The sequence below is a fragment of the Brasilonema angustatum genome, assembly GCF_059505445.1.
The window spans coordinates 239782-253502 of record NZ_JCACKO010000102.1; the positions used below are offsets into that span (position 1 = coordinate 239782).

Below are 13721 nucleotides of genomic sequence, written 5' to 3' on the forward strand. Positions count from 1 at the left end.
GTAGACGCTTGCGGCTTGCTTGCGGGATCGCTTAGCGCGTCTTACTGCGCAAAGTCGGTCACCACAGCCCCGAATCGGAGATTCGGGGTAGCTTGTTCTGAAAGAACAGGCTTAGCAGTATGGCGATCAGCAATGCTAGCGCTCCCTGCTGGAGCATCGCCTACACTCCGGGGCACAAGCGCATGAATTCAAACTGCTAACTCGATTTTAAATTCATTATCCTTTGGCTAACATTACAAAAATGTAATCCAGAAAACAGGCGGGCTGTTATTTTGAGGGGGTTTAATCACAAATATAAACATTTGGAGCCAGACAGGGGCAGGTAGAAGCCAGAGAGTATGAAAAACGACGATCATCAAGTTGGTCGGATGACGAAGTGCGGGGCTTAGCCGAAATTTTTAGGGGACAATACCTCAGCCCAAAAAGGGGGTTGCACACAGAAACTTTTTTGGGGTTCTGTGTGCAAGTGGTGGACTTGGGCCTTCAATCACTCTAAACTGAACTAAGCTGTTTTTCCTCCACAGCTTGAGGATTAGCTTGTGGACTATCCGCTTCAGAAGGCGGAACTAATTGCCAGAACTTAGGCAAGAACTCCTGCCAATTCTCTAGAATCATCTTCGCTTTTTGTGAACCGGTGCGTTCAGCATGAGCTTTGATTAACTCCTGTAGTTGTTTCTCGCCAGTAGGGGTAATAACTCGTTGGAGTTTAACTATATCTCTGTTGACTAACTCAGGGAACAAACCATCTTCATCCAAGAAGTACGCTAATCCGCCAGTCATCCCGGCTGCAACATTGCGTCCCACCATCCCGAGAACGACAACCACACCACCAGTCATGTACTCACAGCAGTGATCCCCAGCTCCTTCAATCACTGCTGTTCCATTGGAGTTACGGACAGCAAAACGTTCTCCAGCTAAACCTCTGGCAAATAAGACACCACCAGTCGCACCGTAAAGGCAAGTATTGCCAATGATCACGTTTTGTGCTGAGTTATAAGTGGCATTTGCTGGGGGTTTGATGATGATCTCACCACCGTTCATTCCCTTACCAACATAGTCGTTTGCCTCTCCTTCAAGGGTGAGAATCATACTGGGAAGATTGAAAGCACCAAAACTTTGCCCAACACTACCTTTAAAATTCAGGTGAATTTGTCCTTCAAAACCATTGTCACCATACTTAGAAGCAATGAACCCAGCTAAGCGTGTGCCAACAGTTCTGTCGGTGTTAACCACCGTCACTGTTTTGCTAACAGAAGATTGCTTGCGGATGGCAGCTTGAATATCTGAATCAGCAAGCAATTGGTCATCCAAAACCACGCCATTGCTATGGACTTGCTCATGTACGAGCCAACTACGATTTTCTCTGGTGTTTGGTAATTGAAGTAAGCAATCTAAATTCAGCGCATTTGTCTTATTTATATGTACGTCTTCTCGAACCTTCAACAAGTCAGCACGTCCAGTAAGTTCTGACAACGAACGGTAGCCAAGTTTTGCTAGGAGGCTACGGACTTCTTCAGCAATAAAGTAGAAGAAGTTGACAACGTGTTCTGGCATTCCGGTAAACCGCTTGCGCAGTTCTTCTTTTTGGGTGGCAACGCCCACAGGGCACGTGTTCAAGTGACAAATCCGCGCCATAACGCAGCCTTCCGCAATCATGGCGATCGAACCAAAGCCAAATTCTTCTGCGCCCATCAATGCGCCCATCAGTACGTCCCAGCCACTTTTTAAGCCACCATCTACACGCAAAATCACTCTGTCACGCAAGCTATTGTCCATTAACACACGATGGACTTCAGTTAAACCGAGTTCCCACGGGGAACCTGCGTGTTTAATAGAACTTAGTGGAGAAGCTCCTGTACCGCCATCGTGACCAGAAATTTGAATGATATCAGCATTTGCCTTCGCCACACCAGCAGCGATGGTACCGATACCAATTTCTGCAACTAACTTCACCGATACTTGAGCTTTCGGGTTAATTTGGTGCAAGTCAAAAATCAGCTGCGCCAAGTCTTCGATGGAATAGATGTCGTGGTGCGGTGGTGGTGAAATCAGCGTCACTCCAGGCTTAGAACGCCGTAACATCGCAATGTAGGGGCTGACTTTTGGTCCTGGAAGCTGTCCACCTTCCCCTGGTTTTGCACCTTGGGCGATTTTGATTTCAATTTGTTTGGCGCTCATCAGGTACTCTGGCGTCACACCAAAGCGTCCTGACGCGACTTGCTTAATCGCACTTGTCGCGGTGTCACCGTTGTGCAATCCTTTTAAGTGCGGTAGGGTTGACGAGTGACCTGTTTGGTCTACGTCATCCAGAACTTTGTAACGCACTGGATCTTCCCCACCTTCCCCAGAGTTGGATTTACCACCAAGGCGATTCATGGCGATCGCCAAAGTTTCATGGGCTTCCCGTGACAATGCTCCCAACGACATCCCACCAGTACAGAAGCGTTTAACAATGTCACTGACAGACTCGACTTCTTCAATGGAAATGGAGCAGCGATCGCTTTGGAAATCCAGCAAGTCACGCAACGCAGTTAGTGGTCTGTTTTGCAAGTACTTCTTATAAACTTCGTAGTGGTCGTATTTCTTGCCATCAACCGCTTTGTGCAGTGCTTTTGCCAATTCTGGGCTGTTCATATGGTACTCACCGTTAGGACGGTATTTGACAAACCCCAGATTCTCTAGCTTTTTAGTTGTCAGTTCAGGGAAAGCTTTGCTGTGGAACGCCAGCACTTCTTGAGCGAGTTCACCAACGCTAATTCCACCGATGCGGGAAGTTGTCCCATTGAATCCCAACTCTAATAAATCCTGCCCAATGCCAATTGCTTCAAAAATTTGCGCTGCTTGATAGCTAGAGAGCAAGGAAATCCCCATTTTGGAGAGAATCTTGAGCAAACCACCTTCTACTGCTTTGCGATAGTTGGCGATCGCCTGTTCCAAACTCATCTCAGTGATTTTACCCCCTTTCATAAACTGTTGGGTTTTCGGGTCAAACCACCAATCACGCACAGTCTCCAAAGCCATATACGGACAAACAGCACCTGCTCCGTAGCCAATCAGACACGCAAAGTGATGTGTACTCCAGCACTGCGCTGTCTCAATGACGAGGGATGTTTTCATCCGCAGTCCCTCACGGATCAGGTGATGGTGTACTGCACCCACCGCAAGTAGAGGCGGAATATAGGTGTATTCAGTATCAATGCCATTACTTATCCTGTCGCTGAGGATAAGTATTTTAGCTCCTGCTCGCACCGATTCAGCGGCTTGTGCTTGCAAAGATTGCACTGCTGCTTTTAATCCTTCTGGACCTGCAGCTATTTCAAAAATGGTAGATAATTCTGCTGTCGCAAATCCCGACAACTTAATAGCCTCCAATTCTGCCTCAAGCAGCACTGGTGAATCCAGCTTGATTCTGCGCGCATATTCTGGTTTTGGCTGTAGTATGTTACCTCGCTCACCCAGTTCTACTTTCAACGACATAACCAAGCTTTCTCTAAGGGGATCAATCGCAGGGTTCGTCACCTGAGCAAAGCGCTGTTTGAAATAGTCATAAAGCAAGTGGGGTTTTTGAGACAATACTGCTAAGGGAATATCGTCCCCCATACAGAAAGTTGGCTCTTTACCTTCGATCGCCATTGGCTGAATCACCAATTCCACATCTTCTGTGGTGTAACCAAAGGCAATTTGGTGTCGCAGCAAGGGAAGTCTTTCGATTTTGTTTGTGGAATGTCCATTACCATTGACGCCATTACCATTAACTGCTGACGACTTACCATTGACTAAAGATTTGAGTTCTTGGCGGTATTGGCGTATCCATTCGCCGTATGGTTTGTTTTTGGCAATGCGCGCCTTTATCTCCCAATTCTTCAGCACCTCTTGAGTTTCTAAATCCACAGCAATCATTTGCCCAGGACCAAGTCTACCTTTTTCCAGGATGTTGGCTTCATCTATATTCACGACTCCTGCTTCAGAAGCCACAACTATGTAGTCATCCTTGGTAATGCAGTAACGAGCTGGTCTTAAGCCATTACGATCCAGTGTTGCACCAACTTTGCACCCATCGCTAAACACCAACAATGCTGGTCCATCCCATGCTTCTTGCAGACCGCTGTAGTATTCGTAGAAATCAATAATCTCTGGGTAATTACGCAACTGGGGCTGATTTTGATAAGCCTCTGGAACCATAATCATCAAGGCTTCCAATGGGCTACGTTCAGAACGCACCAGCAACTCGAACACGTTGTCTAAAGTGGCTGAGTCGCTATTGTCTATGTAGACAAATGGCTTGAGTTCATTGATGCGAGTCTCCTTCGGAGAGGCTGCGCCAACGCTCCACACTGGATGATACAAACTCGCTTCTCGCGCCATCATCCAGTTGATGTTACCTAAGAGAGTATTAATTTCGCCGTTATGTCCCAAAAGCCGCATCGGTTGAGCTAAGGGCCATTTGGGCATGGTATTGGTACTAAAGCGGCGGTGATAAACAGCAAAAGCGCTTGTGTATGACGGATTTTTTAAATCGTGATAAAAGTCTCCCAATACTGCTGAACGCACCATGCCTTTGTAAACAATTGTGCGGCTAGACAAGGAACAGATATAAAAGTCTTCTGACCAGTTGCTGTTGATAGTATTGCGAATGGTTTGACCTACTCGGCGACGGGTGATGTAGAGTTGACGTTCCAGTTCATCACCGCTTTTGTCTTGGGAGGCTAAGAAAATCTGTTCAATTTGAGGTTGATTTTCTCTTGCTTGTACCCCTAGTAATTTTGGTTGCACTGGGACTACTCGCCAGCCCAGTACAGTTAATTTTTCCGACTCTGCGATTTCCTCAACAACTGTACGCGCTGTTTGCGCTGCTTGTGGATCTTGCGGTAAAAATATCATCCCCACAGCAGTATTTTCAGTAGAGGGAACTTGTATCCCGCGCGTAGCAAAATCTTGTTGGAACAACGTCCAAGGTATCGCAGTTAATATTCCCGCACCGTCACCAGAGTCTTGATCTGCACTACAACCGCCTCGGTGTTCCAAGCAAGTCAAAGCAGCCAACGCTTTTTCTAGTATTTCATGATTGGCATAGTTTTGGCGATGGGCAATAAAACCCACACCACAAGCATCTCGCTCTTCTACGAGCCATCTTTGTCCTTGATAGTTACACCCTGAGGAAGCATTTGATGTCATTTCTTGATTCATCCGTTTTTTATTCATAGACTGTCCCTGAGGCCTTGGTTACGAGTTTTACAACTTCATTTGTTGGGAAAATTTTGCTAAATCAGAATGAAGAGATATGGAGAAAAACAGAATGACTGAAAATTAGGGAAAAAAAATTTTAACTTCGGGTTCCATTTTGCTTATCCCGTGTTAAAATCATCTCGTTATTTTTGTGTTGATGCTGAGTAAAGGAGACTATTTTTGCCCCAGCAGTTTTTTGTTTATAGTTCTATTCCTCAAATTTTCAGATTTAAGGGCGAAGGCTAGTTTCCAGGTCTAGCCTTGTGTCGCTTGCCTGAAACACATTTCAACATATGTCTTCACGACTTTTAAATCTAGAATTATCGTTATTTGGTAACAAAATCAGCGTATTACACTATAGACTAATTTGACAATGTCCTATCCTTCCTATCCTATATATTCTGAGGTTTTCTAAATTTTTGAGGTTCTTGTTGTCAATTGTGTTGCTAGCAGCATGACAATACTGGCATTGCTACTCTTAGCGCTCATGGGCAATTCCATCACTTTAGTTTTGGCAACTAAAGCTGCTGTCATAGATCACGAGCACTGATCTCACTTAGCGCTTGTCCTGATTAATAGTTGTACTTAAACAAATTTTTTGATTGTTTTCAAGAGATAAAAAGCCCATATATACAATATCACATCCCGTTCGAGAGCAAAACTCATGTCATTCTTTTTTGATTTTGACAACTGAAGTACTTAGCTTCTTTGTTAAAAGTGGGTGACGAGTACGAGGTAGTGGGTATATTAAGTTCTACAAAGTTTTCCCGATACTCAAAAGCAACACCGTTACAATGCTGTGCCTTGTAACGAGAGCGAAAGCTATACCCTGAATTTAATACTTTAAGGAATTGTTTCCACCAAGTAAATTCCGAATTATGGGAGAAATACCAACTTCAAAATGCCAACAACATTGCAGTGCTATTGTCAATAAAAGCAATGGCAGGTATGTCATGGTTTTCGTGTTACCAATACTTGTGACACTACTGTGCTTAATAGCTACAGGTATGAATGCAAAAGCGCAGTTCTTGTTAAAAACTGACAAGGGGACAGACAAACACAGGGACATAGAGACTTCTCCTCGTTTCCTCGTCTCTCAACAGCAGTTTGTTCAAAAAAAGCAACTTCAACAGGGTGCTACTTCCTCTGTGAGTTCTTTTGAGCAACCATTACCTCCACCTCCTGCTTTAAGCGGGGTAATTTCCTATGGTAACGAAATTTCTCTCAATGGTCGCATTTTTTCTGGAGCCTGGTTGCAGCAACGCGAAAAAACAGGCTCGTTGAGTATTCATCTGAGTGACGCAGCAGTTCGGCAATTATTCGGGGTAGATTTCTTAGATAGCAGCAATCCAAACAAGCAACCAATACAGTGGTTTTCATCTGATACGAAACCACTAGTGTTAAGTAGTGTATTAACCAGTGGATATCGATATTTAGACGTTACGAATTTTGCAAAAACTGCCCAATGGCAGATGCAAGTCGTCAATAACACGTTAATAGTTACAACACCAAGCGCGAAAGTCACAAATATTTCTCAGGATAAGCAACTGTCGCGCGATCGCGATCGCGAAGCACGCCCTACTGCCAACCCTGTTCTTCCAGAACAGGGTTCCCCGAATCGGAGATTCGGGGCAACCAGGCGTAGCCTGGTTGGGCAGTATACAGGCGCTCGCATTATCGTAGCTTTAGATCGCCCAACTCTTTGGCAAATCACACAAGGGCTACCAATCAAAAAACCTCAACCTCAAATAGAGGAAGAAGGAAATTCTTCTACACAACTTTCTTCATCACCTCCACGTTCTACCTCGCCACCAAATAGAGAGTGGATCATTACCCTTGATGGAATAGCCAATCCAGTGTTGGCACAACGTTACACTCCTTCAAATACAGTAGGGCAAGTAGGGCAAGACAAATTAACAACTCCCTCATCTCCAGGATTAATACAACAGGTAGAGGTAGTCAACAATCAAACGATCATCCATCTGGGGGTTCCCTTGGGTTTAACTCCTCGGATCAGCACTGTAGCTAACCCCAATCGTCTGATTATTGAAATTCGACCTGATGCGATGGTGGAAAGAAATATTACATGGGCACCAGGGTTGAATTGGCGACAGCGGTTTGTCAACTTAGGTAAAGAACGCTTTCCTGTTGTGTGGTTAGAAATAAATCCTCGTACCTCCGGGATCAAAGTGAAACCTATCTCGACAACGACTAACAGCTTGATAGGTACCGCTCCTTTGATTCAAACTGCACAACAGTACTCAGCAGTTGCAGCAATTAACGGCGGTTATTTTAACCGTAATAATCAATTACCTCTGGGTGCAATTCGTCGGGATGGTGTGTGGTTATCAAGTCCAATTCTTAACCGAGGAGCGATCGCCTGGAATGATTCTGGGCAATTTTACATTGGTCGTCTCAACTTGTTGGAAACTTTGGTAGGTAACAACAATCTACAGTTGCCGATTTTAACTCTCAATAGTGGCTACGTTCAAAGCGGTATTGCTCGTTATACTGCTGCATGGGGAGCAAACTACACTCCCTTAACTGACAATGAAATCATTTTTGTTGTCCAGAAAAACCAAATTATCAATCAGCTAACAGGAGGTAAAGGTGGTGAAATTGCCGTCCCAATACCACAAGATGGCTATTTACTAACATTACGCGGTAACACTACGAGCAATGCTGCTACCTTACCTGTTGGCTCCTCTATAACAATAACGAGTTCCACTGCTCCTGTAGCTTTTAGCCGTTACTCCCAGATTGTAGGAGCAGGACCACTGCTACTGCAAAATCGTCAAATAGTCCTTGATGGCAAGAGCGAAAAATTTAGCAACGCCTTTATGACTCAAAAGGCTATTCGCAGTGGTATCTGTACAACAACCACAGGAAATTTGATTATTGCGGCTATACACAACCGTGTTGACGGTGGAGGAGGACCTACCCTAGCAGAACATGCCCAACTCATGCAGTTCTTGGGCTGTGTCGATGCTCTTAATTTGGACGGTGGCAGTTCTACTAGTCTTTACTTGGGAGGACAATTGCTTGATCGTTCCCCTAATACTGTTGCTCGCGTTCACAACGGTATTGGTATATTCTTCTCGCCGCCTGGAGTCCAGAGGAAGTAGTGCATTGGGGGATTTCCCTATTCCCTGTTAAGCGTTAAGCGTTCCCTATTCCCTGTTAATCTTGCTCCTTAACTTTAAAGTTGAGAATAAGTTGCCATGTGACTTGATGAAGACTTGGTGTAGACACACTAGTTTCAGAGGTGATCGATAACACTCCTCCACCTGATGCGTGTTATCTTTGCCAGAGGTGGCGTGGATTGCTCATCTCCACCAAAGCAACGTCACGCCTTGTCTTTTTCAATGATTCAAGAGTACTGAAAGTCTGTTGTGTCATAACATGAGGTAAATATGGCTCAAATTCAAGAAGCAACACAAACTAACACATTGCCCCTTCCGCCATCTGTCACGCCAAGAGGTGTCGCTGCAACTGAGCTTCGTCCTTGGGGTTCATTTACCGTCTTAGAAGAAGGCCGTGGATATAAAATTAAGCGTATTGAAGTTAAGCCTGGACACCGCCTCAGCTTGCAAATGCACCACCACCGTAGCGAACATTGGATTGTCGTTTGTGGTACAGCCAAGGTTGTCTGCGGTGATAATGAAGTTTTCCTCAGCAATAATCAGTCAACCTATGTACCCCAGTGTACAGCCCATCGATTAGAGAATCCTGGTGTGATTCCTTTGGTGTTAATTGAAGTTCAAAATGGGGAATATTTAGGAGAAGATGACATTGTCCGTTACCAGGATGACTATGCTCGGGCTGAACAAAAAAATCAACAATAGCCCTTCAAAGCACGAATTTAAAATCTGCTTGTTAGGCAGTTTAGGCTGAAATAAGCAGCAAGCGAAAGTCAGACAAAATATGCTATTTTGAAAAAACTCGGTTTCTTTAAGAAACCGAGTTTCTCATTAATAGGTTTTTAAATTGCTTTGCCGCTTCTATGATCCAATTGAGTCCATCTGCCGCCAATGAAATCAGGCGATTAAAATCAAAACAACAGCCAAATGTCTTGTTTCGTTTGGCTGTTAAACCTGGAGGTTGCTCTGGATGGTACTATGATATGTCCTTTGAAGAAGCGCTACAAGTAGGTGATGAGCCAGAATGCAGCGCTTCTTCGGGTGACACTGCTTTGGTGCCGTCCCAAAGCAACGAACGCATTTTTGAGTGTTATGATATTGCGATTGTCATAGATGCCGAAAGCTTAAAACACGTCAACGATTTGACTGTAGACTATTCAGAGGATTTGATGGGCGGTGGCTTTCGCTTCTACAACCCTATAGCAAATGCGACTTGTGAATGTGGTAACTCTTTTTCTACAACTCAATAACTAATTCCCCAACAAGTTTGACACAAAAGCACAAAAAAAGATATAATTAGGATTTGTAAAAACTTAGACTAAAGGCAGCTTCTCGCGCTGTAACTCATGCCAACCATACAGCAGCTAATACGTAACGAACGCGAACAAGCGCGTCAGAAAACCAAGTCCCCAGCTCTAAAGCAGTGCCCTCAACGTCGGGGCGTTTGTACTAGAGTATATACGACCACACCGAAAAAGCCAAACTCAGCTCTACGTAAAGTCGCAAGGGTAAGGTTAACCTCTGGATTTGAAGTCACAGCTTACATTCCAGGAATTGGTCATAACTTGCAAGAACACTCTGTTGTGATGATTCGTGGCGGTCGCGTTAAGGACTTACCAGGCGTGAGATACCACATTGTCCGTGGAACTTTAGATACAGCCGGAGTCAAAGACCGCAAGCAAGGTCGTTCCAAGTATGGAACTAAGCGCGTTAAGGCTAAATAGAATAGCTATGAGTCATCAATGCTCTAAACACCAACAACACTTTTCCAAACTTGGATAACCTCTAAGTCTATAAGTGCTTTTTGTCGGATTGCTTCTTCTTAACGCTAGCTTTCCCAATGGTTCGAGGAGTCAAAATATTGCCCATAGCGCAGGACATAGCAATTGGCTTTGCTAAGTGAAATCAAGCACTATGTTCTGTTTAACAGTTTCTCATTTAGAACAGAGAGCTTTTTGACACAAATTAGAGTAAGATTTCGTTGCTTGAGCAGGAAGGCTTGTTCTTAAAAATGAGTTTGTGTTTGCGCCAAACTTGGCCCAGAGTCGCGATAAAAGCGCGATAAAATTTTCTGGTAACACCCATCGGTCGGTCAGGCAGACGAGGCGTGAAACTAGTACACAAAGTCTAGCAGGACTGTAAACGGTATCTGCCGATGTAAAGCTCAAAGTACGCGCTACTCCATATCCTCTGTCTTAAGGCAGTTGGTGGAGGTTAAATCAAAAGACCTGCTAAATCGATCTGGGGGTGACGGGTAAAAATGCTAGTTTTGCTCGTCGAGTTTTCAGAGGATAAAGCAGGAAACTCCAGGAGGTAACTCTTGGAATCGTTAACTAAACCTTCGGCACGTCTTTGACGAATAGCCTTCAATCTGTTGAGAAAAGATCTAAAAAATAACACTCAAAGCAATCGTGTATTGCTTGTGGGAGTTGAATAAGTAGGGTCAGTCGCAGTATATAATTTTGTCGCTTCCTCTTGTTAAGGACAGCATTTTTTGTCAGTCAGTGTAGCTGCAATTGCAGTTACACTTCTGAATAAAATTGAACGACGGGATTTAGCGTTGAAAAATGCCGGTGTTCGATAACGTATAGCATGTAGTCTCCCGATTCAGAATTAAAGGTTTAAGTATGTCTCGTCGTGGTGTTATTAAAAAGCGTCCGGTTCCACCGGACTCTGTATACAACAGTCGCCTCATCAGCATGATGACTAGGCGAATCATGCGTCATGGTAAAAAATCTCTGGCCTCACGCATTGTTTATGCTGCTATGAAAACAATACAGGAACGGACTGGTGGCGATCCGTTGGAAACCTTTGAAAAAGCTGTGCGTAATGCGACGCCTTTAGTAGAAGTCAAAGCTCGTCGCGTTGGTGGGGCAACCTACCAAGTCCCAATGGAAGTGCGTGCGGAACGCGGTACAAGCTTAGCACTACGTTGGTTAGTACAGTTTTCAAGGGCAAGACCAGGTCGCACAATGGCAAGCAAACTGGCAAATGAATTAATGGATGCTGCAAACGAAAGCGGAAATGCGATTCGCAAACGTGAAGAAACGCACCGGATGGCAGAAGCAAACAAAGCCTTTGCTCATTATCGCTACTAATGCAAAGACGCGCTTTGGCGCGTCTAACATCGGGTGATATATCGTGACTGTAGCGCAATAAGAATGTATATTTACTTAGGAAAAGACGGTTTTCCGTAAGAGTATAATATCTTAACAAAGTGTAATATACAAGATATCATGAGGCGAAAACTATAGGAGGCAGCTGTGGCACGTACGAACCCGCTAGAGAAAGTACGCAATATAGGTATTGCGGCGCATATAGATGCGGGCAAAACAACGACGACAGAGAGAATATTATTTTACTCTGGGATAATTCATAAAATAGGTGAGGTTCATGAAGGAACCGCTGTAACTGACTGGATGGAACAAGAGCGAGAGCGGGGAATTACCATCACTGCTGCTGCTATTAGTACCACTTGGAAAAATCATCAAATTAACATTATTGATACTCCAGGACACGTGGACTTCACGATTGAAGTGGAACGTTCCATGCGGGTACTGGATGGTGTGATTACAGTTTTATGTTCTGTAGGTGGCGTGCAGCCGCAAACAGAAACCGTGTGGCGTCAGGCAGATCGCTATAAAGTGCCTCGCATTGTTTTTATCAACAAGATGGATCGTACTGGCGCTAACTTCTACAGGGTTTACGATCAAGTGCGCGATCGCCTGCGGGCAAATGCGATTCCTATTCAGTTGCCTATTGGCAGTGAAATCGACTTCAAGGGTATTGTTGACCTGGTGCGGATGCGTGCATACATTTACAACAATGACCAGGGAACGGATATTCAGGAAACAGATATCCCCGAAGATATGGTCGGTCAGGTTGAAGAGTTCCGCTCCAAATTGATTGAAGCAGTAGCGGAAACTAGTGATGACTTGATGACCAAGTACTTCGACGGCGAAGAACTGACCGAAGACGAAATCCGTACTGCTCTGCGTAAAGGCACCGTCACAGGTAAGATTGTGCCAATGCTTTGCGGCTCGGCATTCAAAAACAAAGGCGTACAGCTGCTATTGGATGCGGTAGTAGATTATCTGCCAGCACCAATTGATGTACCACCAATTCAAGGTACACTGCCAAATGGTGAACCCGTCGAGCGCCATGCCGACGACAATGAACCACTATCAGCTCTTGCCTTCAAGATTATGGCTGACCCCTACGGTCGCCTAACCTTCGTTCGCGTCTATTCTGGTGTTCTCAAGAAAGGCAGCTATGTCCTCAATGCTACTAAGAACAAGAAAGAACGGATTTCTCGCTTAGTAATTTTGAGAGCAGATGACAGAATGGACGTAGAAGAACTGCGAGCAGGTGATTTGGGAGCCGCCTTGGGATTGAAAGATACCTTGACAGGTGACACACTTTCTGCTGATGCTTCACCAGTGATTCTGGAATCCCTGTTCATTCCTGAGCCTGTGATCTCGGTGGCGGTTGAACCCAAAACCAAGAATGACATGGACAAGTTGTCCAAAGCTCTGCAATCTCTTTCGGAAGAAGACCCCACCTTCCGTGTGAATGTCGATCCGGAAACCAACCAAACCGTGATTGCAGGGATGGGAGAGCTACACCTGGAAATTCTGGTAGACCGGATGTTACGTGAATTCAAAGTGGAAGCAAACGTTGGTGCGCCACAAGTTGCTTACCGCGAAACAATTCGCAAGCCTGTTAACAGAATTGAAGGTAAGTTCATCCGCCAAAGCGGTGGTAAAGGTCAGTACGGTCACGTTGTAATTGACTTGGAGCCAGGACAACCAGGAACCGGCTTTGAATTCGTCTCCAAAATTGTTGGCGGTACCGTACCCAAAGAGTACATTGGACCCGCAGAACAGGGAATGAAAGAAAGCTGCGAATCGGGTGTTCTTGCTGGATATCCGCTGATTGATGTCAAAGCAACGCTGATTGATGGATCGTACCACGATGTGGACTCTTCAGAAATGGCTTTCAAAATCGCTGGCTCAATGGCGATGAAGGAAGCTGTGATGAAAGCAGCACCCGTCCTGTTAGAGCCTATGATGAAAGTTGAGGTAGAAGTTCCCGAAAACTTCCTTGGGGATGTGATGGGCGACCTCAATTCCCGTCGTGGGCAAATTGAGGGGATGGGATCTGAGCAGGGTCTTGCTAAAGTAACTGCTAAAGTTCCATTAGCAGAAATGTTTGGCTACGCCACTGATATCAGATCAAAGACCCAAGGTCGGGGCATCTTTTCAATGGAGTTTAGCAACTATGAAGAAGTGCCTCGCAACGTGGCTGAGGCAATCATAGCTAAAAGCAAAGGGAACGGTTAGTTAGTAAAGGAAA

The 13721-nt window shown here is 44.9% G+C and carries 8 protein-coding genes; 6 read left to right on the forward strand and 2 right to left on the reverse strand.

The annotated features are described in order from the left end of the window. Window positions 1-492: 492 nt before the first annotated feature. Together gltB and AC5JM2_RS17760 are read right to left on the reverse strand one after the other, a co-directional pair. Window positions 493-5202, reverse strand: coding sequence for a glutamate synthase large subunit (gltB, locus tag AC5JM2_RS17755; protein WP_495836172.1), 4710 nt, complete (start codon window positions 5200-5202; stop codon window positions 493-495). 435 nt (window positions 5203-5637) lie between these two features. Then, a complete protein-coding gene (locus AC5JM2_RS17760) occupies window positions 5638-5760 on the reverse strand; it encodes a hypothetical protein (protein ID WP_495836173.1) in 123 nt (40 codons plus the stop codon). Window positions 5761-6104: 344 nt separating this feature from the next. Between AC5JM2_RS17760 and AC5JM2_RS17765 the strand changes: the two genes are divergently transcribed. The 6 genes from AC5JM2_RS17765 to fusA all read left to right on the forward strand — a co-directional run bounded on the left by AC5JM2_RS17765 (window position 6105) and on the right by fusA (window position 13708). Beyond that, window positions 6105-8351, forward strand: a complete 2247-nt coding sequence (locus AC5JM2_RS17765; protein ID WP_495836174.1) for a phosphodiester glycosidase family protein — start codon at window positions 6105-6107, stop codon at window positions 8349-8351. A 288-nt stretch (window positions 8352-8639) separates the two neighbouring features. Further along, window positions 8640-9071 carry a phosphomannose isomerase type II C-terminal cupin domain gene (locus AC5JM2_RS17770; protein ID WP_171975747.1) on the forward strand — a complete coding sequence of 144 codons (432 nt, stop codon included), beginning with the start codon at window positions 8640-8642 and terminating at the stop codon, window positions 9069-9071. A 158-nt stretch (window positions 9072-9229) separates the two neighbouring features. Next, on the forward strand, window positions 9230-9616 hold the full coding sequence (locus AC5JM2_RS17775) for a HesB/IscA family protein (RefSeq protein ID WP_495836175.1): 387 nt from the start codon (window positions 9230-9232) through the stop codon (window positions 9614-9616). A 96-nt stretch (window positions 9617-9712) separates the two neighbouring features. Beyond that, window positions 9713-10090, forward strand: coding sequence for a 30S ribosomal protein S12 (rpsL, locus tag AC5JM2_RS17780; RefSeq protein WP_495836176.1), 378 nt, complete (start codon window positions 9713-9715; stop codon window positions 10088-10090). Between the two features lie 903 nt (window positions 10091-10993). After that, a complete protein-coding gene (gene rpsG / locus AC5JM2_RS17785) occupies window positions 10994-11464 on the forward strand; it encodes a 30S ribosomal protein S7 (protein WP_495836177.1) in 471 nt (156 codons plus the stop codon). 165 nt (window positions 11465-11629) lie between these two features. After that, entirely contained in the window at window positions 11630-13708 is a 2079-nt protein-coding gene (gene fusA, locus AC5JM2_RS17790) for an elongation factor G (protein WP_495836178.1), read from the forward strand. Window positions 13709-13721: the final 13 nt, after the last annotated feature.

Bases quoted from the DNA above. Each gene is read 5' to 3' on its own strand.
- gltB (WP_495836172.1), bottom strand. From the start codon at position 5,202: ATGAATAAAAAACGGATGAATCAAGAAATGACATCAAATGCTTCCTCA.
- AC5JM2_RS17760 (WP_495836173.1), bottom strand. From the start codon at position 5,760: ATGACAGCAGCTTTAGTTGCCAAAACTAAAGTGATGGAATTGCCCATG.
- AC5JM2_RS17765 (WP_495836174.1), top strand. From the start codon at position 6,105: ATGGGAGAAATACCAACTTCAAAATGCCAACAACATTGCAGTGCTATT.
- AC5JM2_RS17770 (WP_171975747.1), top strand. From the start codon at position 8,640: ATGGCTCAAATTCAAGAAGCAACACAAACTAACACATTGCCCCTTCCG.
- AC5JM2_RS17775 (WP_495836175.1), top strand. From the start codon at position 9,230: ATGATCCAATTGAGTCCATCTGCCGCCAATGAAATCAGGCGATTAAAA.
- rpsL (WP_495836176.1), top strand. From the start codon at position 9,713: ATGCCAACCATACAGCAGCTAATACGTAACGAACGCGAACAAGCGCGT.
- rpsG (WP_495836177.1), top strand. From the start codon at position 10,994: ATGTCTCGTCGTGGTGTTATTAAAAAGCGTCCGGTTCCACCGGACTCT.